We start from the raw sequence: 24,853 nt of genomic DNA on the forward strand, positions 1-24,853 counted from the left end.
AAATCCAGTCAAGCGCGATTCCTCAGGACTGGGCGGGCGGCTGGCCCATGGCGCGCAGGAAGGCTTGCTGCGAGGCGTGCAGCTGGCCATAACCGAGTTCGCGGTACACAAGGCCGTGGCGGGGCGCCAGTTCGGCGATGATGCGCGCCAGCGCCGGGTAATGGCGGTGGTTCCAGGTGGGGAACAAATGGTGCGTCAGGTGCAGATTCAAGCCGCCGAGCCAGTAACCGAGCCAGCGCAAGGCATGCGGCTGCGGCGTCCAGTCGCAGGCCGTGTAAAACGTGTGCTGGTACCAGTCGTGCGGCAAGGTGCCGTCCTGCCCCGGCTGGAAGAACTCCACTTCGGCCCAGTGCGTGCCGAGGATCAGCGCCACCAGCGCGCACGAGGCGAGCATCTGGCCCAGGAAATACGCGCCCAGCACCACGCCCCAGGCGATGCCGTGCTGCTGCAGCACCCACATGGGCAGCGCCAGCACCAGCGCCACGTGGCCCAGCTTCCAGCCCAGGAAGGACAGCCAGCCGCGCCAGCCCTGCAGGCGGCTGTGCGCCGCCACCGGGGTCTTGCCGAAGCGGTCGAGCCAGTCGCCATACCAGTTCAGGTAGGGCAGCGACAGGGCCGCCACCACGGGCCAGTACAGGTACTGATAGCGGTATTGCGGCGACCAGCGCTGGTATGGCGTCTGGCGCAAAAAGGGATTCGGCTCCGTGTCCAGGTCATAGCCTTCCACGTTCGCATACGTGTGATGGAAATGCACGTGGCGGATAGTCCAGAAATCCGTGTCCACGCCCACGGGCAAGCCCACCAGGCGGATCAGGATGCGGTTCAGGCGTCCCTGGCGGAAGACGGCGCTATGGGCCGCGTCGTGCAGGGTATTCATGGCCAGCGCCATGGCCGCGACCAGGCAGGCGACATAGGCAGCGACAAACGGCCAGGTGCTGGCGGCGTGCAGCGCCAGCGCATACAGCCCCGCCGTCAGCGCGGCGAGGATGACGGTTTTTACATGCAGGCGCCAGTCGCCAAAGCGGTGTTTTCCTTCGACCGCCAGGTAGGCGTCGGCGCGCGCGCGCAGTTCGCGGCGGAAGGCGGAGTCGCGGGCGGGCTGGAAGCGCAGCGGAGGAAGCGAAGGTACAGGCGACATCACGCGCGCGTCCCCACCGTAGCCGGCCACCACAGGCGGCGCGCGCCATCGAGGCCATGCGCCAGCAGCGCGGCCAAAAACACCATGCCCCACGCGTCGCGCGCGTCATACCAGCCGAGGAAGACGGCCGGCATGGCCAGGGCGATGGCGACCCAGGCGATGGCGCCCCAGCGGCGCGCATCCGACAGGCCGCCCAGCGCCAGCGTGCCGCCAAAGATCAGCGCGAACAGGATGGCTTGCTGCGCGCCGGCCAGCGCCGCTTCGTGGTTGACGTAATAGATCACCAGGCCAAACAAAATCACGCCGCCGATGCCGATGAACAGCTCGGGCACCTCGAAAGTGCCGCGTGACTGCCAGTGGGGAAAGCGCGCGCGCAGCCACTTGAACAGTTTTCCGTTGCTGGCCAGGAGCGGGTTGTGCGTGGGTGTCATGCCCTTCACGCCATAGCGCATTTCCACGCCTTCGAGTTCGGGCTGGAAGCTGCCGAAAAGTTTGTCCCAGATCAACAGGGTGCCGCCGAAATTGCGGTTGATATAGCGTTTATCGGTGCCGTGATGGACGCGGTGGTGCGAGGGCGTGACCATGAAATGATCGAGGATGCCGGACTTGTTCACCAGCGCATTGTGGTTGTAGAACTGCACCGTGTAATGCAGGGACGAGACGACGAGGAAGATTTCCAGCGGCACGCCCAGCACGGCCAGGATGGCGATGAAGGGGAAATTCGTCAGCGACGAATACCAGGAATTGCGCACGCCCAGCGACAGGTTGAAATGCTCGCCCTGGTGGTGCACCACGTGCACGGCCCACAACAGGGGGATCTTGTGGTGCAGGCGGTGCATCCAGTAAAAGCACAGGTCCCAGGCGACAAAGGCGAACGCCCACTGGGCCGCCACGGGCCACTGGTCGACGATGTGCAAGTTCACATGCCGCAGCAGCAGGGCAAACGCCGCCACTTCCACACCGCGGAACACCCACATCAGGATATGGCCGGAATTGAGGTTGAAGATGACGTCTTTCCATGGCACGGGGGTCTTGCGCACCCATTTGAGGATCAGCAGTTCGGCCAGCACGAAGGCCAGCATGATCAAAAACGACAGGGCAAAGGGATTCATCATGATGCGGTTTCAGTGGGAATGACACGGCGCGCCGACCAGAATACGCGCATTTTGGCCAGCATGCCGCCAGCGACGCCAACAAACAGGCCCGCGGCCAGGTCGATGCTCACGTGCCGGCGCAGGGCGATGATGGCGTAGCAGATGGCCGCGCCCAGCAGCACGGCCAGCGCGGAGCGCAGCAGGTGGCGCTTGTCGCACAAGGCCCACACGCACAGCAGGGTCAGGGCGCCATGCAGGGACGGCAGGCAGTTTTGCGCGGAGTCCGCCGCCTGCAGCAGGCGCAGCGCCTGCGTGCTCCAGGCGCCGCCCTCGCCCACGGGCGGATACGCGAGCGTGGTCGGATACAGCAGGAAGACCACGCCGCAAGCCAGCGCGGAGAGCGCCATGGCGCGCGCCAGCCAGCGCACGCGCGCCGCATCGGCCGCCAGGTAGGCGTAGGGAATCAAGATGAAGAACGACAGGTACAGCCAGATGGCGGCGTCCGTGTAGGGAATGGCGCGGTCGAGCACCGTTTCCGGCAGGAGTACGCCCTGCCCTTGCAGCAGGTCGCTGGAAAAATATAAGAGGCCGACGCTGCCCCAGCCGGCCAGCAAATGCATCAGGCGGCCGCGTACGGTCATGGCGGTAGGGTTCATGCAGTGGCAAGGCGCCGGATGCGGCGCCGTTTCATGGTAGGGTCAAAGGGCGGCAGTTCGCCGCCCACCATCCAGTCCAGGCCATCGATGGCCACGCCCAGTCCCTGCAGCACCGTTGCCAGGTGGTCGCGCAGGGCGGCCAGGCCAGCGTCGTCCAGGGCCGCGTGCAGTTGCAAGGCGCTGTCTCCGGACTGCACCAGGCGGTAGTCGGCGTCCGGCGGCAAGGCTTGCGCGAAGGCCCGCGTCAGCACGTCGGCAAACACGGCGACAGGGGCGCCGCCGCGTGCAGAGGGAAGCAGCAGCATGTCGTCGCAGCGCCCTTCGATGCCGTCGATGGCGCGCGTGGCGCGGCCGCACGGACATGGCGTGGTGCGCGCGATCAGGATGTCGTCGAGGCGGTAGCGCACGATGGGCTGCGTCATGCGGGTAAAGTCCGTAATGACGGGCACAAAACGACGTTCTTCAGCGTCGAGCCACTGTGGCTCGATGTGCACGTATTCCTCGTTCAGGTGCAGCACGCCATGCTCGCAGCTGCTGGCAAGGAAACCTTCAGTCGCCTGGTAGATTTCGTGCACGGCGCCAAACGCCTGGACGGTCAGGGCGCGGTCCTGCGCTTCCAGCACTTCGGCCACGGAGATGACTTTTTTCGGCGCCAGCGCCAGGCTGCCATCGATGACGCGCAAGGCCAGCTGGCGCAGCACCTGGGCCGGAGCAACGATGACGGTGGGTTGATATTGCGCAAGCTGCGCGCACAGGCTGTCGAACGGTGCGAACAGGTCGTAGAAGGCAAACGTGAGCCATGGCGAGCGCACGGCCGTGTACAGATTGCTGTTCGCGCGCAGGAACAGCGCCACCTTTTCGCCGGAAAACAGGCCGTCGGGCAGCGCCTTGGCCAGCATCACGCCCGCCCATTGGGCCTTTTCGCGGGGGCTGACGGTAAACACGGCGCGCCGCGACGAGGTACCAGACGACAGGCCCACGGTGATGTCCCCGACGGCGGGCGTGAAGTCGCGGCTCTGTTCGGCCGCCATGGCCGCGTCCATCGCCTGCGCCAGCGTCACCCCCTCGGTGTTCATGACATCAAAATGCTCGAGCATCAGCGCCTTGTTCATCGTCGGCCACTGCGCCAGGGGCAGCTTGCGGTACGGCGCAAAATACGTGCTGCGCACGCACAGCACCTCGACGAAACGGGCCAGCTGCCCCTGCTGGTGGGCGTCGAGCTGCGCGCGGCTTGTGAAACGCAGGCGGCGCGTGCGCCAGTACGACAGCAACAGCCAGACGATACGCTTCACGGGCGGCCCGCCACCGGCAAGTAATCGTTGGTATCTTCATGCGTGATGCGGATCTGCGCATTGCCCGACTGGTGCAGCTGGTGCAGCCGGTTCAGGGTGGCATAGTATGGCGCGCGCTTGTGCTGGATGAGGAAGGACAGTTCCGACGGTCCGCGCAACTGCTGGAAGCTTTCCGGCACCCAGGCAGCGTCCGACGCCAGCAGGGTCCAGCCGCCGTCCTGCAGCACGAAGGCGCCCAGATGGCCGATGGCGTGGCCGGGCAAGTCGACGATGTAGATTTCGCCCGTGCCGCTGACGTCGCGCCCGTGCGTAAACGGCAGCAGGGCCGCCGGCAAGGCCGTCTCGGGCACGCTTTCGACAAACGCCAGGCGGTCCGCAATATCGTTTGGCAGCAGCTCGGGCACGAAGGCCTGGCGCACGGCGGCCACGCCGGACAGTCCCCGCACGGCGTCCCAGCCCGTTTTCGAGGCCATCAGCCGCGCGCCGGGAAAGTCGCGCAGGCCGGCGATATGGTCGGCGTGGAAGTGCGACAGCAGCAGGGTGTGGATATCGCCCGGCGCCACGCCATGCACGCGCAACTGGCCCTGCAGGGATTCGCTGTCGTCGAAGGAAATCGGCGTCACCCACGCATACAGGCGGTACACGCCTTTCGACGTGGCGGCGCGGAAGTGTTCGGCGTAACCCGTGTCCCACAGGTACAGGCCCGCGCGCGTTTCGATCAGGTAGGCGCGCGAGGGGAAGCAGCGGCTGGCCAGCCCGCTGCCTTTCAGGACCATGCACGATGGGTGGGTGCAGTGGCCAACGCGAAATGCGGTGATGCTAGCCATTGCGCTCCTTGCCCACCTTGTGCGCCGCCGCTTCCTGGCGCATCCACTGCGCCGTGCGGGCGATGCCGTCCTGCAGGCTGACGATGGGACGGTAGCCGAGCACCTTGCGCGCCTTGGCGCTGTCGAGCGTCATGTCGAAACTGAGCGCGCCGATGCTGTAGGGCGTCAATGCCGGTTCGCGGCGCGTGAAGCGCGAAGCGAACTGCATCAGGCGCGCCGCCAGCACCAGCACGCGGTACGGCACGCTGACGATCTCGAAGGGCTGCTGCAGGTGCTCGCAGAACAAGGTGCGCAAAATGTCGCACAGGCGCGCCGGTTCGCCATTCGTGATGTTGAAGGCGGCGCCTGAGGCGATGCTCTTGTGCACGGTGGCCAGCCACATCGCATGTACGACGTTGTCGACATAGGTGATGTCGATGGTGGCCGCGCCGCCATTGGGCAGCGGCAGCTTGCCGCCGCGCTGCTGCAGCACGCGGGCCAGGCGCGGGATCAGCACCTGGTCGTGCGGGCCGAAGATGGCGCGCGGGCGCAGGATCACGCACGTCATGCCGCGGTGGCGGTCGACGCACTCCTGCACCAGTTTTTCCGCCGTCGCCTTGCTGCGCGCATAGGCGTTGACAAAGGCGTCGGGGCGGAAAGTTTCCGGCACCTCGTAGCGGTTGCGGTAATCAAAATAGATGGCCGGCGTGGAAATGTGCACGAAGCGCGTCACGTGCAGGCTGGCGGCCGCGCGCAGCAGCTGGCCCGTGGCCGTGACGTTGGCGGCGATGAAGTCGCGTTCCGCGCCCCAGGGCGACGACAGCGCGGCGCAGTGCCAGACGGTGTCCATGCCGCGCACCAGTTCATCGACCTGGCGCGGCGTGGCCTGCGCCAGGTCGAGCGCGACGAATTGCGCGCCCATGCGTTCCAGTTCGCGGCCCACGGCCACGTTGCGGCCGGTGGCGCGCACTTCCACGCCCTGCGCCAGCAGGGTGCGCACGGCATTGCGCCCCAGCCCGCCCGTCGCTCCCGTGACCAGTATCCGCCTCATCGCACCACCTTCACAGATCGAGAATCATGCCGCCGATGGTCAGGCCGGCGGCCGTGCCCATCATCAGCAGACGCTGGCCTGCCACGGCCCGCCCCGCCGTCACCGCCTCGTGCAGGGCCGTGGGCAGGGACGCGGCGACCTGGTTGCCATGCGTCTCAAAGATCTTGATGATTTTAGCATCGGGGACGTCAAGGATGCGCGCCGCATGCGCGAGCCCCAGCGGGCTGGCCTGGTGCGGCACGACTACGTCGACTTTTTCCAGTCCGGCGCCCGACTCCTGCATGAGTTCTGCGAGGAAATCCGGCATCACCTTGACGGCCAGGCGGAAGACGGCCTTGCCATCCATGTGGAACAGGTAGTCGCCCGGCTCGCAGCCGTTGCGCGGATTGCGCTCGGTGCCGCCGCCGCGGATTTCGCAGTAGCGCCGCCCTTCCGGATACGTGCCCATCTTGTAAGCGCGGATGCCGGCGCTGCCGTCGCCCCGCTCGACGATGACGGCGGCGGCGCCGTCGCCGAAGATCATCGACGCTTCCGGCTCGCTCCAGTCGACGCCGCGCGAGGCGAGGTCGGACGAAACGATGGCGATGCGGCGGTAGGCGCCGCCGGCCAGCATGGAGGCGGCCACGCGGAAGGCGGCCATGAAGCTGAGGCAGCTGGCGTTGACGTCGAAGCTTTGCGTGCCTGGCGGCAAGCCGGCGTGTTCGGCGACAAAACACGCCGTGTTCGGCAAGGCTTGCTCGGGCACGCCGCAGGCGCAGATCAGCAAGTCGATGTCGGACGGACGCAGGCTGGCATTTTTCAGCGCGTCGCGCAGGGCGGCGGCGCCCAGCTGGCTTTGCGATTCATCGGGCGCGGCGACAAAGCGCGACAGCACGCCGCTCTTGCGCAGGGTATAGCCGGGCGGGTGGCCCAGCTTCACGTCCAGGCTGGCGGAGGTGACGCTGTGGACGGGCACGGCTTTGCCCGTCGCGATCAGGCGAACTGGAATCATGTCGGCCTTAACAAAATAAAGTGAATACGGTTAATGTGGTCAGTCGAGTACCAATGGCGGCAAGGTGACGCCGCAGTTCTTGCAGAAATTGGCATCGTCGTCGAGGCCTTCCTTCAGGCAAGTGGGACAGGTACGCGTCGTGACCAGCTTGGAACTGCGCTGTACCGTCATTTCGGCGCTGATAATGCCGGTAGGCACTGCCAGGATGCCCCAGCCGAGCAGCATCATCAGGGAAGCGATGGTGCGCCCGATGTCGGTGCGCGGCGTGATATCGCCGAAGCCCACCGTGGTCATCGTGCTGATGGCCCAGTATATCGACGTGGGGATGCTGCTGTACCCATTTTCCGGCCCTTCCACGACATACATCACAGTACCCAACAGAAAGACCACCATCATGACAAAGGACAAGAAAATGAGGATCTTGCGCCGGCTGGCCAGCAAGGCCCGCCCCAGCACCGTGTATTCGTGCACGTAGGACGTGAGCTTGAGGATACGGAACATGCGCAGCAGGCGCAAAATGCGCACATCGATCAGCACATGGGCGCCCGGCAGCAGCAAGCCGATGTAGGTCGGCACGATGGCCAGCAAGTCGATAATGCCGAAGAAACTCTTGGCGTAGCGCACCGGATGTTGCAGGCACGACAGGCGCGCCAGATATTCGATGGTAAATAAAATGGTGAAAAACCACTCCAGCGCCGTCAGCCAGGCGCCGTAGCGGGCCGCCACGGAGGCAACACTGCTGAGCACGACCACCGTCACGCTCATCAGGATGGCGCCGATCAGCACCAGGTCGAAGGCGCGGCCCGTGCGCGTTTCCGCCTCGAAAATGACGGTGTAGACCTGCTCGCGCCAGCCACGCTCGGGCTTGCCATACTTCTGTTGCGTTTCCTGTGCGGCAAGCTGCTGCGGCGTCAGGGGGGCCGCCCCGCTCTTCGTCGCGGCTTTCATGGGGATAGTGTGCTCATATACTATTATTGTATAGATAATTGACAAAGCGCGGCCACACGCACGATTGCACCCAGGTTGGCGCGACGGTATGCGTTAGGACAGTTTCTTCGCCAGCAGCACGGCATTGCGCCGGTCGCGCTCGGCCTGCACGATGTCCGCCGCGCGCGCTTCCGACAGGCCCGCCGTGTGCAGCACGGTGGCCGTCAGTTGCAGCGCCGCTTCCAGCGCCTCGGGCACGACGAGGGTGGCGCCCGCCTGGATCAGCGCCACCGCATGCGCTTCGTCGCGGGCGCGCGCATACACGGGCAGCTGCGGATACTCGCGGCGGATGGATTTGACGGCATGCAGCACGGAGGCCGCATGGTCCATCGTCAGCACCACGGCGGCGGCCCGGTCCGCATTGACCTTTTGCAACAATTCCGCGCGCGACGCATCGCCGAAATACACGGGGAAACCGCGCGGATGCAGGGTCGTCACCAGGCGCGCATCGTTTTCAATCGCCACATAGGCGATATCCTGCTCCGTCAGCACCTTGGCCAGCAACTGCCCCACGCGGCCGAAACCGGCGATGATGACGGTGCTGCCCTGCGGCGGCGGCGCGCCGTGCGCCAGGTCGGCCAGCTGATGGTGGTGGCGCTTTTCCCACCAGTTGCCAAAGCCGCGCGCCGCCTTGGCCAGCGCCGGCGTGGCAAACAGGCTCAGGCCCACCACCAGCATGACGAACTGCGCCACCTGCGGGCCGATCAGTTTGGTACCGAGCGCATAGGCGACGACGATGAAGGCAAATTCACCGCCCTGCCCCAGCAGCACGCCCGTTTCCACGGCGCGCCCCCAGTGAAAGCCGCCGAGACGGAAAATCACGCCGATGACGAGGGCTTTCAGGAAAAACAGGCTCAGCACGGCCAGGGGAATCAAGACGGGCGACTTGAGGATTTCGCGCACGTCGATCTGCATGCCCACCGACATGAAGAACAGGCCCATCAGCAAGCCCTTGAAGGGCTCGATCGTCACTTCCACCTCATGGCGGAATTCCGTTTCCGCCAGCAGCAAGCCCGCCAGCAAGGCGCCCAGCGCCATCGACAGGCCCGCCAGGTACGTCAATCCCGCGATGCCCAGGGTGCTGAGCAGGGTCAGGGCCATGAAGACGTCGGGCTGGCGTTTCTTGACGAAAAACTGGAACAGGGGACGGATGACCCGGCGTCCCAGCAGATAGATCAGCAGGATGGCACCGGCCGATTTCACGGCCGCAAAGCTGAGCAGATAGGCCAGGTCGTCGCTGCGCCCGCTGGCGAACACGTCGATCAGGATGAACAGCGGCACCACCATCAGGTCCTGGAACATCAGGATGGAAAAACCCGCCTGGCCGGCCGGTGTCTGCAGGGAGCGCTGGTCGGTCAGCAGCTGCATCACGACGGCCGTGGACGACAGCGACAGCACCAGGCCCAGGACGATGGACGCTTCCAGCGACAGGCCGAAGTAATACGCGACGCCGCCGATCAGGCAGGCACTGACGGCCACCTGCCCCACGCCCGCGCCGAATACCCAGCGGCGCAGCGCCCACAGCCGTTCCGTGGACAGTTCCAGGCCGATCATGAACATCAAAAACATCACGCCCAGCTCCGCCAGGCCGCTGACCTGTTCCGCGCGCACGAAGGAAAAATACGTCAGCCACGTGAAGTCGCCCGCCCACAGGCCGAAGCCGAACGGGCCGAACAGGCAGCCGACGGCGAGGAAGCCGAGCACCTGGTTGACCTTCAGGCGTTGCAATAGCGGAATGAAAATCCCGGCCAGGGCGAGAAACAGCAGGGTTTCCCGCAGATACGGTAAGGCGTGTTGCTCTTCCAAAATAATTCAATCCATGTCAGTGACGGCAAGCATGCCGAATTGGCAATTGTCGCATGCCGGGCCGGGCAGGCAAACGCCCGCACCCGATATTTTTTGCCGTAAGGCAATAAATCCGCTACGGGCGTTCGTCCCGGGGCAGGCCCAGCATGTCGGCGCGGGGACGGTCCCAGCCCGGCACGTAGGCGGGACACGGTCGCGCGCGGAACTGTTCCAGTTCGACGGTCGTGAAATTGGGCAACATGTCCGGATTGAAACGCACGTCCGTCAGCTTGTTGGCGTTGAGGCGGGGCATGCGTGCAAAGCGGAACCAGGCGTCGGCATAGCAATTGTCTTCCTGCAAGGCGCGCAGGGCGGCCAAGCTGCCCGTCGCCTGGGCCGACACGGCGATGCCGGGTGCCAGCTGCTGGCCTTGCCTACCCGTCTCGGCCAGGCCCGCCGGGCAGGCGGCGGGCGCCAGCGATCCGGGCAGCAGGCTCAGGGTGCCGCGCCGCAGGGTGTACGCGTCCGCCTTGGCGTCCGTCTTGCTGTCGAGCGAGACATAGATCCAGCACAGGGGATGGCTGGGAAACGCCGTCATCGCCACGTCCCACACGCGCGTGCCGGGGTCCAGGCGCTGCACGGCCGCCTCGATGCGCGTGCGGCCCAGGGCGGACGCCACGCCCTGCGTGCCGATGAAGGTGGCGGCCAGCGCGAACGCCAGCAGCAAGGGGCCGGCCCCCCGCTCGCCGGCCCGTCCTTGCAGCACGGCCAGGACCACGCCCAGCCCCAGCAGCACGGCCAGGGACGCGGGCGCCAGGTAGGTTTGATAGGTAAAGAAGCACAGGGCCGCCGCCAGTCCCGCCAGCAGCACGCTTTTAACGATGCCGTAGCGCAAGGACATGATCACGGGCACGCCCAGCAGCACCCAGAACATCGGTTCGACGATAAAGACCATGTCGCCATACAGCCAGCGGCTGTTGAAGGGATAGAACGGGTGCAAGCCATAGGAATTGAGAAAATCCATGCCCATGTGCAGGCAGAATCCCAGCAGCAGGCAAGCCGCCAGGCCCAACCGGGCGGGCACGCTGTCCTTCAGCAGGCGGCGCGCGCCGGGCCACAGCAGCCACAGCAGCGCCAGCAAGAGCAGCGCCTGCGGCAAGGCCAGCAGCAGGGTGTGCGTGTGGCCGCGGTGGTGCAGCATGTAGCCGAACGGGCGCGGCAGCAGCCTGGTCAGCACCAGGTCCAGGTCGGGCGCATTGCTGGCAAACCAGGCCGTAAACAGGAACAGGGCGCGCCGGGTGCGCTGGGCGGGGGGCTGCGACTCGGGCGGCAGGCTGCGGTGTACCAGTTCGCCGACCCCGAGGCCGATGACCGAATGCGTAATATTATCCATCGGGCAATTTTACAGGATGGCCACCCTGGCGCGCTCTTGCACTACGACTTGCGCTACGACATCTACAGCTTTTCCAGCTCCGGACCACGCATGCCCACCAGCAAGGCCCGGCCATCGGGCAGGACGCGGAATTCGCCGTAACGGGCCTTTTCCCAGCGCGCCGCCTCGCCTTCCTTGAAGAACCAGGCATCGCTGACCAGCACCCAGTTGCCATCCTTCGGCGTCAGCTCGAGCAGGAATTCGCCGGGCGCCAGCGCCTCTTTGGTGTACGGGCGCAGCAGTTCGGCCACACCGCGCGCATCGCGCCTGGCCACGACGAGGGGCCTGCCCGGCGCCCTGTCCACACTGGCCAGGGTGCTCAGGACACCCAGGTTGACGAAATTGAGGCGCATGTAATCGCCCTGCATCAGCGAACGGGGATCGACGGGCGCCAGTTCCACGAACACAGGCTCGCCCTTGGCAATCAATTGCTCCTTCTGCCAGATGCCGCCATTGGCGACAAGCAACACCAGCAGCAAGCCGCCCAGCACGCCCAGGCGCAAGAAGCGGCGTTCGACCGCCACGCCCGCCGGTTTGCTTTCCACCAGGTGCAGCACGGCGCCGCGCGTGGCCAGCCACGACAGCGCGCACAGCAGCGCGCCGGCCACAGCCAGCAGCGCCGCCTTGCTGGCCAGCGGCCAGGCCAGCTGGTAATAAAAGCTGCCGATGACCCACGCCGCCGCCAGCGCGGCCGCCACGGCCACGCGCGTGCGCCCGCTCGTCAGGCAATACGCGAGGATCAGCAGCACGGGACCCAGCGCCGGCATGCACCAGGCCAGCACGACCAGCACCAGCGCCACGCCGATGGCGGGCAGCTGGCGCAGCGCCGGCCAGCGCCAGCCCGTCCAGACGGCAGCCGCCACGGCCAGCACGAGCGACACCCCGTTCAAGGCCTGCGCATACCAGGCCGCTCCCTGGTGCCGGCTCACTTCGCGCGTCACCTCGCCGACAAGGCCGCCTCCCACGCTGGCACCCAGCATGAAGGTCATGCCGGACCAGAAGACCAGGCCCAGCAGCACGGCCAGTATCCAGCCCGTCGACAGCGATTCCAGAAAGGCGGCGACGGGCGCGCCGCGGCCGTCGTTGAAGGCCTGTTTCTGCAGCCAGTGCGCGCCCAGCCACAGGGCCAGGGCCAGCATCCAGGCCAGGTACAGCTGCGTGGGGTCGTTCTCGAAAATCCAGTCGCGCCCGCTATTGACGATGCCCAGCGCCAGCAAGCCGCAAGCGACCACGCCCAGCAGCACGCGCAGCCAGTCGCGCGGCAAGGCGGCGGCCACCAGCAGGCACGCCACACACAGCAGCAAGGACGCCGTCTGCGCCGGGCAATCGCGGAACAGCGCATAGCCGAGCAAGCCGCCGCCCACCAGCAGGCAGGGCACGGCCAGCTGCTCGACAAACAGCGCTACACCGCGCGCGCGGATCAGCAGCACGGCTGCCACCAGCACGATGGCGGCCACGACATACGCGCCGGGGCCATGGCGCACGATGCTTTCCAGGCCCACACCCAGCGCCACCACCAGGGGGATGGCGGCCAGCCAGGCGCCGAAAGCCGTCATCAGCACCAGCGGCCAAGGCCGCACATCCTGCTCGGGCCGGCTGGCACCTGACGGTAACAGGCCGGTGCGCGTGGCGTCGGCGATCAGGGTATCGAGCGCATCGTTGCGCTGGGTATTCATGCCGCTCATGCCGCCTCCTGGCGCGTGCGCCACAAAATGCCTTGCACGGTCAGCGCCAGCAGCACGGCGGCGACCAATCCCAGCATGATCAGCTTGCCCACCTCACTGCCGCCGCCACCGTTGAACAGCAAATACATCAAGCCCCCCACCAGCAGGGTATTCAGGCCCAGCGCCACGGCGCTCAGGCCGAACACGTCAAAGAACTGACTCGTGGCCAGCACCGTAGCGGCGACAGCCAGCAAGCCCAGCCCCGCCCAGTACGGCGACCCGACCTCGCTGCCGAACAGGGCGCTGACAGCCGTGCCCGTGATGAGGATGGTGGCCAGGACCAGGCCCAGGCGCAAGGCCCAGCTGCCCGCTCCCGTCCAGCGCGCCAGCAGGGGCGACACGAAGGCGCACGCAAGCAGCACGGCCAGCCAGCCGCTGACGAAAATGGGCAGGTCGCCCGAATCGATGCGCCAGCTGTGGCGCGCATGCGCCTGCATCCACAGGGTGGCGGCCGTCGAAAAGATCAGCATCCACGGCGCCCACAGCACGTCGCTGCGCGCCACCAGGCACAGCGGCAGCGCCAGCACCGCCCACAGGGCGAACAGCTGCCACGGATCGGCGCCCGTCTGGTACGTCTGGCCGAAATACGCGAACAGGCCGCCGATGGCCAGCAAAGCCACCAGCAGCAGGGGCACGCGGGCCTTGGGGACGGCGAACGCCCCGATGCAGGCGGCGGCCAGCACGCCTTGCAGCAGGGCAAAGCGGCCCATGCGGCCCAGGTCTTCCCAGTTGGCGGCGACCCAGAAGATCAGCCCCATGCCCAGCAGCGCGGCGCCCAGCACGGCCACGCCGCGCGGCAGCCAGTAGGCCAGGCGCGCCGGTTCGCGCTGGAAGCCGGCCACTTCCTGCAACTGCCGGGTTTGTTGGGCATCGAGCGCATGGGCCGAGGCGAGCTGGTACACGGCGAGGCGTAGATCCATCGTCTGCTTTCGTGGTGATCCGATGATAGGGGCGTAAAAAGTCAGCGCGCGACGCTGACGCCGCGCCAGAAGGCAACGTGGCCAGCAATTTGCTTGGCCGCATCCTTGGGCTGGGGGTAGTACCAGGCCGCGTTGGCATTGACGGCGCCATCGACGACGAGGTCGTAGTAGCTGGCCGTGCCCTTCCAGGGGCACACCGTGGTGTGGCTGCTGGGACGCAGGTATGCCTGCTGCACGGCAGACAGGGGGAAATACACATTGTTTTCGACGAGCACTACCTGTTCGTCGGTGGCTTGCGCGATGACGGCGCCATTCCAGCTGGCTGTTGGCATTTGACTATCCTCCCTCTGCGCGAGTGTAGCCGAAAATGCCCGTCATGGCGCGCGCCGTTGGCGCCCGGATCAGGCGCCGCTGATGATCTGGCGCAAGGCTCGCTCAAACACTTCGGGCGGCTGGCCGCCGGAAATGAGGTGGCGCTCGTTGATGATGACGGCCGGCACGGAATTGATGCCGTTCTGCTGGTAGAAGCGCTCCTGCGCGCGTACCTCGTCCGCATAGGCATCGGACGCCAATACGTCGGCCGCTTTCGCCGTATCGAGGCCCACGTCGCCCGCCACTTGCAGCAGCACGGCGTGCGAGGACGGGTCCTTGCCCTGCGTGAAGTAGGCGTCGAACAGCGCCATCTTGAGCGCCTTCTGGCGCCCTTGCAGGCCGGCCCAGTGCAGCAGCCGGTGCGCGTCAAACGTGTTGTAGATGCGGCCGCGCTTGTCCATGGCAAAGGTAAAGCCCAGCTGTTCGCCGCGCGCGCGGATGGCCTCGCGCGATTGCGCCATCTGTTCCGGGGTGGAACCGTATTTGCGGGCGATGTGCTCGCCGACGTCCTCGCCCTCGGGCGCCATGTTGGCGTTCAGTTCGAAGGGCTGGAAGTGGATGTCGGCCTGGACGGTATCGTGCAGCTTGTCCAGCGCCTGTTCCAGCGACTTGAGGCCGATCACGCACCAGGGACAGGAAACGTCGGAAACGAAATCGATACGGACGGGAACGGGTGTGGCGGAGGAGGTGGAAACAGTCATGGTGGGTAGCCTTTGCGCGAGTCGGTGGCGGCCGCACCGCGCGGCGCCGCAAGCACAGCATATGCGTGCGGGCCGCGGGAAATCAAGCGCTTACTTTTTCTTGACGGCGACCTTGGCCCCATCCTTCTTGCCGCCGATCTTGCTTTCTTTGCCAGCAAGCAAGTTGGCGATGTTCTGGCTGTGGCGATACGCCAGCAGCACGCTCATGACGATGACGGCCAGCAAGATCGGATCGACGCCGAACAGCAAGGCGTAGTAAAACGGCGCGAACAGGGCCGCCACCAGGGCTGCCAGCGAGGAGTAGCGGAAGGCATAGGCGATGATCAGCCAGGTGGCCAAGGTTGCCAGGCCCAGCCAGGGATTGATGCCCAGCAACACACCGAGGGCCGTGGCCACGCCCTTGCCGCCGACAAAGCGGAAGAACACGGGCCACAGGTGGCCGAGGAAGACGGCGATGGCCACCAGGGCCACGGCCGTGTCCCCCACGCCCAGCGCGCTGGCAAAATGGTCAGCCAGGAACACGGCCAGCCAGCCCTTGGCGCCATCGCCCAGCAGGGTCATGATGGCCGCGCCTTTATTGCCGCTGCGCAGCACGTTGGTGGCGCCCGGATTCTTCGAGCCATAGGTGCGCGGATCGGCGATGCCGTAGACCTTGCTCATCACCACAGCAAACGATATCGAGCCGAGCAAGTAAGCGGCCACTGTCATTGCCACGGTTGTGATTACTGGATTCATTTCTTCCCTTTGTTATGTTTATTACACCAGCATCAAGGCTGGCGCAGCAGAATATACACCATGGCCCCTGCCCGGCGACAGCCTGCGGCCGATTTCCCTAGTCCTGCAGGGCGCAATGGACCGGCTTGGCCTTGAGCAAATCGAGCAGCACCTGCGGCGCCAGCGAGACGAGGAAACCGCGCCGTCCGCCATTGATGTAAATGCGCGGCAAGTCCAGGATGGACGCTTCCACGTAGACGGGCATGGCCTTCTTGGTGCCGAACGGCGACGTGCCGCCGATCATGTAGCCGGAATGGCGCTGCGCCACCTCGGGCTTGCATGGCTCGACGGACTTGCAGCCGATGGAGCGCGCCAGGTTCTTGGTCGACACCTTGCAATCGCCATGCATCAGCACGATCATCGGGCGCGCCGCCTCGTCCTGCATCACCAGGGTCTTGACCACCTCGTGCTCGGGCACCCCCAGTTCGCGCGCCGAGACACTGGTGCCGCCGTGTTCTTCATACGGATACGGGTGTTCTTCAAAGGAAACTTGATGCTTGCGCAGCAACTGCGTCGCCTGCGTTTCGGAAATATGCTCTTTTTTAGCCATGCGTGATACGCTGATCGTTCAGTGAGGAGTGCTAATTATGCAGCAAGAAATCCGCTTTGCCACATTCAATGTCTGCAACCTGGCCCCCGCCGGGGCGAAATTGTATGACAACCTGGAACCGCTGAGCCCCGCGCAATACGAGGCCAAGGCGGAGTGGACAGCGCGGCAGATCGACCTGCTCGACGCGGACGTGATCGGTTTCCAGGAAATTTTCTCGCAGGCGGCCCTGCGCGACGTGCTGTCGCGCACGCGCCGCTACCGTGAAGCCGTGCAGGCCGGCTATGATGCGTCGGACGCGGCCGGGCGCATGCTGCCCACGGTGGCGCTGGTCTCGCGTTTGCCCCTGGCCGGCCCCGGCGTGGCCTTCGCCAATTTCCCTGCCGGCGTGCTGCTGCCCGCCGACGGCCATGCCGACGACGGAAACGCCAGCCGCTTCGCCCGCGCTCCCCTGCATGTGCAAGTCGTCTTGCCCGGCGGACAGTTGACGGACGTGGTGGTGCTGCACCTGAAATCGCGCCGCCCCGACTACCGCCATGGCGACGGCAGCGATGCGCTCGCGTACGCCCTGGCCAACCTGCGTTCGCTGCAGCGGCGCGGCGCGGAAGCCGTGGCCCTGCGCGTGCTGGTGAGCGAACTGGGCCTCAGTGGCCGTCCGCGCATCGTGCTGGGCGACTTCAACGACATTGCCAACGCCGTCACGACGGCCATCGTCATGGGCGCCGGCGCGCCGTGCGAAGCGCAGGGCGACGCGCCCGACATGCGCGCGCGCCTGTACGACGCCAACGCCATCCAGTTACGCCAGGATGCGGCGCGCCACGCGGGCTACACGAATATCCATGACAGCACCTACATGACCATCGACCACATCCTCGTCTCGGAACATTTCCACCCCGCCTCGCCGCGCGCCATCGGCGCCGTGCTCGACGTGAACTACCTGAACGACCACCTGCTGCTGGGACTGCCCCACGCGTCCGACCATGGCCAGGTCCTGATGCGCGTCAAGCTGCTGGGAAACATTGATTAATTCAACAACTTCCCCAGAACACTGCCCGCCACTTGCACGCTGGCAAAGCACCCCTGGTACTGCTGGCAGCCCTGCGCCTGCAGGTAGGCCAGCTGCTGCGCCGTTTCCACCCCTTCCGCGATCACCGTCAGCTGCAGCTCGCGCGCCATGGCGATGATGGTGGCGGCCACGGCCGTGTCGGACGCGCCATCCTGCGCGCCCGGCAGGAAGGAGGGATCGATTTTCAGCTTGTCCACCGGATAATGGCGCAGATTGGCGAGGCGCGAATAGCCCGTGCCGAAGTCGTCGATGGCCAGGCGCACGCCCAGCGCGCGCAGCTGCGCCAGCACGTCGGCCAGGCGCGCGCCCCCCTTCATCAGCAGCGCTTCCGTCACTTCCAGTTCCAGCCTGGCGGCGGGCAAGCCCGACAGCTGCAACGCTTCTTGCACGCTATGCAACAAATTATTGTGCAGGCATTGCGCTGCAGACAAGTTCACGGCCACCCACCAGGCCTGGCCCGCGTCGTGCCAGGCGCGCGCGCGCCGGCAAGCCTGCTGCAGCACCCAGTTGCCGATCGACACCATCAAGCCGCACTCCTCGGCCACGCCGAGGAAGCGTTCGGGCGGCAGCAGGCCCAGCTGCGGATGGCGCCAGCGCAGCAAGGCTTCCGCGCCGACGATGCCGCCGCTGGCCACGTCGAGGGCGGGCTGGAACTCCAGCACGAATTCATCGCGGCCCAGGGCGGCGCGCAAGCCCTGTTCCAGGCTGGCCCGTTCGACGATCTGCGCATGCATGTCCGCATTGAAAAACTGGAAATTGTTGCGCCCGCCTTCTTTCGCGTGGTACATGGCGACATCGGCGTTGTGCAGCAGCGCATCGATGGTGTCGCCATCGCTGGGAAAGATGGCCACGCCGATCGAGGCCGCCACCTGCAGCTCGTAGTCGCCCAGCTGGTAGGGCTGCGTGACGGCCTGCAGCAGGCTGGCCGCCACGTGCGCCGCCTGGTCGATGCCGCCCACCTCGGCCAGGATGATGACGAATTCGTCGCCGCCGTGGCGGCTGACCGTGTCGACGCCGCGCACGCAGCGCACCAGGCGTCGCGCCACTTCCTTGAGCAGCAAATCGCCCACGTGATGGCCCATGCTGTCATTGATATGCTTGAAATGGTCGAGATCCAGGTACAGGATGGCCAGCATGCTCAGCCTGCGCCGCGCCGCCGCCAGCGCCTGCGACAGCCGGTCCAGCAGCAGCACCCGGTTCGGCAGGTCGGTGAGGAAATCGTGCTCGGCCAGGTGGCGCGTGTGTTCCTCGCTCTTCTTGCGCTCGCTGATGTCGCTGAGGATGGCCATGTAATTGCTCAGTTGGCCCTGGCTATCGCGGATGGCCGTCAGCGACAGCCAGGCCGGATAGCGCCCGCCCGCCTTGCGCTGGCCGACGATATCGCCCTGCCAATAGCCGTTGGCGTCGACCTCCTGCCACACGTGCTCGACAAACGCCGGCGCGTCCTGCTCCGCGCCGTGCGGGACGAAGGGCTTGCCCAGCATGTCGTCCGGGCTGTAGCCGCTGATTTCGCTGTAGGCGGGATTCATGCTGACGACGCGCTGCTGCGGGTCCATCACGACGATGGCGACGCTGGCATGTTCGATGACCTGCGCCGACAGGTACAAGGCCCGCTCGGCCAGTTTGCGGGAGGAAATATCGCGGATCACGGCATAGAACAGATGACTATGGTCGAGAGTGACGGAAGTGAGCAGCACTTCGCCCCAGAACAGTTCTCCCAGGCAGGTCTGATAGCACCAGTCATAGCGGCAATTGCCGTCGGCATGCGCCTGCGCGGCCAGTTGCGCGCCGCGCAATGATGACAATTCGCCATCGGGCTGGCGCAGGGGCGAGAAATCGCTGAGACGGCGTCCCAGCAGCCGGGGCCGCTCTTCGCATTGAAACAGGGCAATGGCGGCCGGATTAGCCTCGGCGATGTATTCGTCGCGCAGCAGCATGATGGCGTCGGCGGACTTGTCGTACAACTGGCGGAAATTGTCACCCATCAACAGCAGCGCGCCCTGCGCCGCGCCATCCTGGCCGCTGGCCGTGATGTCGATATCGAGGCAGACCACTTGCCGCACGCGCCCGGACGCGATGACGGGAAACACGGTGGAATGGATGCAGCGCGGCGCGATCCCGTCGGCATCCAGGCGCCACAGCCGCGCCGTGCGGGCCTTGCCGCTTTCCCAGACGGCGGCCAGTTCCGCGTGGCCATCGCCGGACCCGTCCGGGCCCTGCGGCACGGCGGCGGCCAGGCCGGCCCACGCCCGACCCACGGCCAGCTCGGCCGGTATCCCATACAGGCGGGCCGCGCCCGCGCTCCAGTAGCGCACGATGCCATCGCGGTCGATGCCGCGCACGGCCAGGCCGGGCGCCTGTTCGACGGCGGCAACGATGATGGACAGCAGGTCGAGCGCCCTGCCCGCCGGGCCCGCTCCTGCATCGGCGGCGGCAAGCAAACGGCCCGGCGACGGGGCGGCTGCGGCAATCCGGTCAGACATCAGCTCTCCCGTGGCGCGGCCGCACCGCGACCGGCAAGCATCTGGCCAGCCGGTGGCGCAACCATCCCTGCCATTCTTGCGCGCCGGCGAATCGGCTTATTGAGGATGCTCAAGCATCGTGGCATGCCGGCGCGTGCCGGCGGCCGGCGATCCGTGGCTCCGGTCGGCGATTTTTGCATTCCAGCCCCGTTTTTGTGCACTCTGTCGCACGGCGATGGCGGCCGGGCTTGAATCTTCCTAAAGTGGCAACATGCGTATCGCCGTGAACGACCGCAGCGGCAGGCGTGCCGTCTGCGGCCGCCACGGCGGTGCGCTACCCGAATTCTCCCGGCCCGCCACAGGCCGGGCCGCAACGAGCCCTGGCGCCGAGCCCTCGCGCCGCCTCCATCGAAGAGCCCTATGAAAAACGAGACATTGCCACCGGCCTCCCCCCTTGCAGCCAAGCCCAGCCGCCGCTGGCGCACGCCCCTCCTCATCCTTGTCGTGCTGGGCCTGGCCGGCGGCGGCTGGACCGTCATGCAGTCGAAGCAGCAGGCGGCCAAGGCGGCCGCGCAGCAGGCCAGCAAGAAGAAGGACAAGGAAAAGACGCCCGTGCATGAGCTGGCGCAAGGCGACGTGGCGGCCATCGATGCGCGCGCGCTGGCCATCAGCCTGCCCCTGTCCGGTTCGCTCGCGCCCCTGACCCAGGCCACCATCAAGGCCAAGGTCTCGGGTGTCATCCACGAGACGACCTTGCAGGAAGGCCAGAGCGTTTCCGCTGGGCAAATCCTCGTGCGCCTGGACGCGGCCGACCAGCGCGCCCGCCTGACGCAGCAGCAAGCCCTGCTCGACGAGGCGCAGGCGCGCCTGTCGATGGCGGCCAAGAACGAGGCCAACAGCCAGGCCCTGCTCAAGCAAAAATACATCTCGCAGACGGCCTACGACACGACGCAGAACTCGGTCGACCTGGCCCGCGCCGGCGTCAAGTCCAACGCGGCGCTGCTCGACCTGGCCCGCATCGCGCTGGCCGACACGGTGATCCGCGCGCCCATGGGCGGCATCGTCAGCAAGCGCCACGTGCAGGCCGGCGAAAAGGTCGCGCCCGACATGCCCGTCTACACCATCGTCAACCTGGCCCAGCTGACCCTGGAAGCGCCCGTGCCCAGCGCGGAAATTCCCCGCATCAAGCTGGGCCAGGACGTGCATTTCAAGGTCGACGGCTTCGGCGCGCGCGACTTCGCCGGCAAGGTCACGCGCATCAATCCCACCACCGAGAGCGGCTCGCGCGCCATGCTGGTCTACATCGCCGTCGACAATGCCGACGGCGCGCTGCGCGGCGGCATGTTCGCCAAGGGCAGCATCGTCACGGAGCGTTCGGCCGTGGCGCCGCTGGTGCCCCTGACGGCCGTGCGCAATGAAAAACAGGGCCCCGTCGTGTATGCGCTGGTGAACAACAAGGTCGTCGAGCAGCCCGTCACCCTGGGACTGCGCAACGAGGATGAAGGCTATGCCGAGGTCAAGTCCGGCCTGGTGCCGGGCGCGAAAGTCATCGTCGCCAGGCTCGATGGCGTCAAGCCGGGCCACGGCGTGACCTTCGCCGCGCCCGCCGCGGCCCCCGCCGCGCAGGCGGCCGTGCTGGCACGGAAAGACTAAGCCATGTGGATGACCAAAGTCAGCATACAGAATCCCGTCTTCGCCACCATGGTCATGGTCGCGCTGGTGGTGCTGGGCATCTTCTCCTACCGGGGCCTGGGCGTGGAGAGCATGCCCAGCGTGCAGTTCCCGTTCGCCGCCATTGAAGTGAGCTACCCGGGCGCCTCGCCCGAAGCGGTGGAAAACGACATCACGCGCCCCATCGAGGACGCCGTCAACACCGTCAGCGGCATCAAGACCATCCGCGCCAACTCGTGGGAAGGACGCGCCGGCGTCTACCTGGAATTCGAGCTGTCGACGAACATGGACAAGGCCATGCAGGACTTGCGCGACAAGGTGGCCCTGGTGCGCCCGCGCTTCCCGAAAGAGGCCAAGGACCCGTTCATCGCGCGCGCCGAGGGCGACAACGAGCGCCCCATCGCCACCATCGTGCTGACCTCGACGGGGCATGACCTGCGCTCGCTGTCGACCATGACGGAGCAAATCATCAGCAAGCGCTTCCAGGGCGTGGCCGGCGTGGGCCAGGTCAAGCTGCGCGGCCTGCGCGCGCGCCAGATCCTCATCAGCATGAAGCCGATCGAACTCAATGCCCAGGGCATCGGCGTCGATGAAGTCATCCGCGCCATCCAGGCGACGAATACCAACCTGCCGGCCGGCTCCATCAGCCATGGCGCGGCCGAACAGCTGGTGCGCGTGGAAGGCAAGATCAAGGATGCGCGCGAATTCGGCAAGATCATCGTCGCGCGCCGCGCCGTCGGCCCCGTCTACCTGGACCAGGTGGCCACCGTCGTCGACGGCGAGCAGGAAGAGCTGTCGATCTCGCGCATGAACGGCCAGCAGGCCGTGACCATGGAAATCACCAAGGTGCAGGATGCCAACGTGGTCGAAGTGGGCACCGGCATCCTGAAGGTGGCGGCCGACCTGCAAAAGACGCTGCCGCCCGATATCACCCTGCGTGTGCTGGACGACGAATCGGAGCGCGTGCAAAGCCAGCTCAATAACGTCAAGCGCACCATCATCGAAGGCGCCGTGCTGACCATGGTGATCGTCTTCCTGTTCCTGCACTCGTGGCGCTCGACCATCATCACGGGCCTGACCCTGCCGATCTCCGTGCTGGCCAGCTTCATCGCCATGAAGGCCTTCGGCTTCACCCTGAACTTCCTGACGCTGATGGCGCTGTCCCTGTGCATCGGCCTGCTGATCGACGATGCCATCGTGGTGCGCGAAAACATCGTGCGCCACCTGGGCATGGGCAAGAACCACTACAAGGCGGCCAACGACGGCACCAATGAAATCGGCCTGGCCGTGATGGCCACCACGTTTGCCATCGTCGCCGTGTTCGTGCCCGTGGCCTTCATGGATGGCATCATCGGCCGCTTCTTCCTGCAGTTCGGCATCACCGTGGCCGTCGCCGTCCTCGTCTCCCTGTTCGTCAGCTTCACGCTCGACCCCATGCTGTCGTCCGTCTGGCGCGACCCCGTCAAGGACCGCTTCAAGTACGTGCCGTGGCTGGGCCGCTTCATGGCCTGGATCGAGACGGGCATCGACCGCCTGCACGTCTGGTATGGCAAGGTGCTGGCCGTGGCCTTGCGCTGGCGCAAGACCACCCTGGCCACGGCCGTGGCCCTGTTCGCGGGCAGCCTGATGCTCGTGCCCATGATCGGCGGCGAGATGTTCCCCGAGACGGACCAGGGCTGGGTCAACCTGCGCTTCAAGACGCCCGTCGGCTCCAGCCTCGAGTACACGGATTCCAAGGTGCGCCAGATCGAAACGGCCCTGAAGGAATTCCCCGAGATCGACAGCCTGGTGGCCAACGTGGGCACGCAGGATGGCCGCAATGCGGCCGACGTGAACCTGAAGCTGACGGACATCAAGACGCACAAGCGCCGCTCGCAGCAGGAACTGGAAAAGCTGATCCGCGAACGCCTGGCGCCGATCGCCGGCATCACCCTGTCGGTGGGCAACCGCCCCATCTTCATCGCCATCCTCGGCACGGATGAAGGCAAGCTCGATGAAGTGGCGCACCGCCTGATGGACAAGATGCGCACCATCAAGGGCCTGGCCGACATGGAATACAGCCAGGAAGGCGCCAACCCGTCCACCACGGTCAAGATCAACAACGAACTGGCCAGCGACCTGGGCCTGTCGGTGCAGCAGATCGGCAATGCCCTGCGTCCGTTCGTGGCGGGCGACACGGTCAGCCACTGGCTGGCGTCCGACGGGCAGAACTACGACGTCAACGTGCAGCTGCCCAAGTCGGGCCGGCAGAAGGTGGCCGACCTGGCCGACCTGTCGCTGGCGTCGAGCAAGCTCGATGCCAACGGCAAGCCCATCATGATCCCGCTGCGCCAGGTGGTCGACTTCGTGCCGTCCTCCAGCCCGCAGGTGCTCAAGCGCCAGGCCTTGCAGCGCCGGGTCGCCATCTATGCGGGCACCCAGGGCCGCCCTGCCGGCGACGTCGACGCCGACGTGCAGAAGGCCATCCAGTCCATCGACCCGCCGCCGGGCGTGCGCTTCGACGTGGCCGGCAATGCGCAGCAGATGGCCGAGACCATGGGCGGCGCCATGATGGCGCTGGGGATCGCCGTGATCTTCATCTATCTGGTGCTCGCCTCGCAGTTCGGCAGCTTCCTACAGCCGATCGCCATCATGGTGTCCTTGCCGCTGTCCCTGATCGGCGTGCTGCTGGCCCTGCTGATAACGGGCAGCACCCTGAACATCTTCTCCGTGATCGGCTTCATCATGCTCATGGGCCTCGTCACCAAGAACGCGATTCTGCTGGTCGACTTCACCAACCAGCGCCAGCGCGAAGGCCTGGGGCAGTTCGAGGCGCTGATGGAAGCGGGCCAGGTGCGCCTGCGCCCCATCCTGATGACCACCCTGGCGATGGTCTTCGGCATGCTGCCCATGGCCATCGGCCTGGGCGACGGCGGCGAATCGCAAGCGCCGATGGGCCGCGCCGTCATCGGCGGCGTGATCACCTCGACCCTGCTCACGCTGGTGGTGGTGCCCGTCGCCTACACCTACCTCGACAGCCTGGGCAAGCGCGCCGCGCGCTTCTTCCGGGGTGCCGAGCATGCGCATGCCGACGCCGCCGGCGATGGCGAAGCGCACGCCCACTGATCTCCCACCGCTCGCCTTCACCGTCCCCGCATTGGCGGGGACGACGCGGCGGCTTCCTGAAGAGAGCTTCAGTTGACCAAAGCCGCTGCGCTGGCTAGACTGTCCCCGTTATCAATTGTATGGAGTGACTCGTGGGTGCTTGTTCCAGTGACAGTAGTCGATTGACCATCGGCGATCGGCCTTAGGCAAGACGCGCGCATTCCGCCCGCCCTGCCTCCGGCAAGGTGCGGTTCTTACGGCAGCGAGTCAGCTCGCCGCCCCTCCCCTCCTCATCGTTCC

Annotated in this window: 20 protein-coding genes; 3 read left to right on the top strand and 17 right to left on the bottom strand. The window is 66.3% G+C overall.

Annotated elements, in window-relative coordinates; translation table 11 throughout:
• Positions 1 to 22: 22 nt before the first annotated feature.
• The 16 genes from AC07VL_RS01150 to ybaK all read right to left on the bottom strand — a co-directional run bounded on the left by AC07VL_RS01150 (position 23) and on the right by ybaK (position 16,273).
• On the bottom strand, positions 23 to 1,138 hold the full coding sequence (locus AC07VL_RS01150) for a fatty acid desaturase family protein (RefSeq protein WP_494804239.1): 1,116 nt from the start codon (positions 1,136 to 1,138) through the stop codon (positions 23 to 25).
• Positions 1,138 to 2,253 carry a sterol desaturase family protein gene (locus AC07VL_RS01155; RefSeq protein ID WP_494804240.1) on the bottom strand — a complete coding sequence of 372 codons (1,116 nt, stop codon included), beginning with the start codon at positions 2,251 to 2,253 and terminating at the stop codon, positions 1,138 to 1,140. The genes AC07VL_RS01150 and AC07VL_RS01155 overlap by 1 nt, the downstream gene beginning before the upstream one ends.
• On the bottom strand, positions 2,250 to 2,888 hold the full coding sequence (locus AC07VL_RS01160; RefSeq protein ID WP_494804241.1) for a phosphatase PAP2 family protein: 639 nt from the start codon (positions 2,886 to 2,888) through the stop codon (positions 2,250 to 2,252). Before AC07VL_RS01160 ends, AC07VL_RS01155 begins: the two co-directional genes overlap by 4 nt.
• Entirely contained in the window at positions 2,885 to 4,180 is a 1,296-nt protein-coding gene (locus AC07VL_RS01165; protein ID WP_494804242.1) for a F390 synthetase-related protein, read from the bottom strand. The genes AC07VL_RS01160 and AC07VL_RS01165 overlap by 4 nt, the downstream gene beginning before the upstream one ends.
• On the bottom strand, positions 4,177 to 5,007 hold the full coding sequence (locus AC07VL_RS01170; RefSeq protein ID WP_494804243.1) for an MBL fold metallo-hydrolase: 831 nt from the start codon (positions 5,005 to 5,007) through the stop codon (positions 4,177 to 4,179). The genes AC07VL_RS01165 and AC07VL_RS01170 overlap by 4 nt, the downstream gene beginning before the upstream one ends.
• Positions 5,000 to 6,037 (bottom strand): NAD-dependent epimerase/dehydratase family protein, encoded by a 1,038-nt coding sequence (locus AC07VL_RS01175; RefSeq protein WP_494804244.1) that lies wholly within the window; start codon positions 6,035 to 6,037, stop codon positions 5,000 to 5,002. Before AC07VL_RS01175 ends, AC07VL_RS01170 begins: the two co-directional genes overlap by 8 nt.
• 10 nt (positions 6,038 to 6,047) lie before the next feature.
• The gene (locus AC07VL_RS01180; RefSeq protein WP_494804245.1) at positions 6,048 to 7,028 is read right to left on the bottom strand and encodes a 3-oxoacyl-[acyl-carrier-protein] synthase III C-terminal domain-containing protein; all 981 of its coding nucleotides are present in this window, start codon (positions 7,026 to 7,028) and stop codon (positions 6,048 to 6,050) included.
• A 39-nt stretch (positions 7,029 to 7,067) separates the two neighbouring features.
• On the bottom strand, positions 7,068 to 7,976 hold the full coding sequence (locus AC07VL_RS01185) for an ion transporter (protein ID WP_494804246.1): 909 nt from the start codon (positions 7,974 to 7,976) through the stop codon (positions 7,068 to 7,070).
• 93 nt (positions 7,977 to 8,069) lie between these two features.
• A complete protein-coding gene (locus AC07VL_RS01190) occupies positions 8,070 to 9,821 on the bottom strand; it encodes a cation:proton antiporter domain-containing protein (protein WP_494804247.1) in 1,752 nt (583 codons plus the stop codon).
• A 115-nt stretch (positions 9,822 to 9,936) separates the two neighbouring features.
• The gene (locus AC07VL_RS01195; RefSeq protein ID WP_494804248.1) at positions 9,937 to 11,193 is read right to left on the bottom strand and encodes a metal-dependent hydrolase; all 1,257 of its coding nucleotides are present in this window, start codon (positions 11,191 to 11,193) and stop codon (positions 9,937 to 9,939) included.
• Positions 11,194 to 11,255: 62 nt separating this feature from the next.
• The gene (locus AC07VL_RS01200) at positions 11,256 to 12,917 is read right to left on the bottom strand and encodes a GDYXXLXY domain-containing protein (RefSeq protein WP_494804249.1); all 1,662 of its coding nucleotides are present in this window, start codon (positions 12,915 to 12,917) and stop codon (positions 11,256 to 11,258) included.
• The gene (locus AC07VL_RS01205; RefSeq protein ID WP_494804250.1) at positions 12,914 to 13,876 is read right to left on the bottom strand and encodes a DUF2157 domain-containing protein; all 963 of its coding nucleotides are present in this window, start codon (positions 13,874 to 13,876) and stop codon (positions 12,914 to 12,916) included. Before AC07VL_RS01205 ends, AC07VL_RS01200 begins: the two co-directional genes overlap by 4 nt.
• Positions 13,877 to 13,917: 41 nt before the next feature.
• A complete protein-coding gene (locus AC07VL_RS01210; RefSeq protein WP_494804251.1) occupies positions 13,918 to 14,208 on the bottom strand; it encodes a DUF427 domain-containing protein in 291 nt (96 codons plus the stop codon).
• A gap of 69 nt (positions 14,209 to 14,277) precedes the next feature.
• Positions 14,278 to 14,949, bottom strand: a complete 672-nt coding sequence (locus AC07VL_RS01215) for a DsbA family oxidoreductase (protein WP_494804252.1) — start codon at positions 14,947 to 14,949, stop codon at positions 14,278 to 14,280.
• A 90-nt stretch (positions 14,950 to 15,039) separates the two neighbouring features.
• Positions 15,040 to 15,684, bottom strand: a complete 645-nt coding sequence (gene plsY, locus AC07VL_RS01220) for a glycerol-3-phosphate 1-O-acyltransferase PlsY (protein WP_494804253.1) — start codon at positions 15,682 to 15,684, stop codon at positions 15,040 to 15,042.
• A gap of 97 nt (positions 15,685 to 15,781) precedes the next feature.
• Entirely contained in the window at positions 15,782 to 16,273 is a 492-nt protein-coding gene (ybaK, locus tag AC07VL_RS01225) for a Cys-tRNA(Pro) deacylase (RefSeq protein ID WP_494804254.1), read from the bottom strand.
• Positions 16,274 to 16,310: 37 nt separating this feature from the next.
• Here ybaK and AC07VL_RS01230 point away from each other — a divergent pair, with 37 nt between their 5' ends.
• Positions 16,311 to 17,297, top strand: coding sequence for an endonuclease/exonuclease/phosphatase family protein (locus AC07VL_RS01230; protein WP_494804255.1), 987 nt, complete (start codon positions 16,311 to 16,313; stop codon positions 17,295 to 17,297).
• Here AC07VL_RS01230 and AC07VL_RS01235 read toward each other — a convergent pair.
• Positions 17,294 to 19,819, bottom strand: coding sequence for a sensor domain-containing protein (locus AC07VL_RS01235; protein WP_494804256.1), 2,526 nt, complete (start codon positions 19,817 to 19,819; stop codon positions 17,294 to 17,296). The genes AC07VL_RS01230 and AC07VL_RS01235 overlap by 4 nt on opposite strands.
• Positions 19,820 to 20,218: 399 nt before the next feature.
• Between AC07VL_RS01235 and AC07VL_RS01240 the strand changes: the two genes are divergently transcribed.
• Together AC07VL_RS01240 and AC07VL_RS01245 are read left to right on the top strand one after the other, a co-directional pair.
• Positions 20,219 to 21,451, top strand: coding sequence for an efflux RND transporter periplasmic adaptor subunit (locus AC07VL_RS01240; RefSeq protein WP_494804257.1), 1,233 nt, complete (start codon positions 20,219 to 20,221; stop codon positions 21,449 to 21,451).
• Positions 21,452 to 21,454: 3 nt separating this feature from the next.
• Positions 21,455 to 24,574 carry an efflux RND transporter permease subunit gene (locus tag AC07VL_RS01245; protein ID WP_494804258.1) on the top strand — a complete coding sequence of 1,040 codons (3,120 nt, stop codon included), beginning with the start codon at positions 21,455 to 21,457 and terminating at the stop codon, positions 24,572 to 24,574.
• Positions 24,575 to 24,853 lie beyond the last annotated feature (279 nt).

The sequence above is a fragment of the Janthinobacterium sp. GW821-FHT03C08 genome (genome assembly GCF_059420905.1).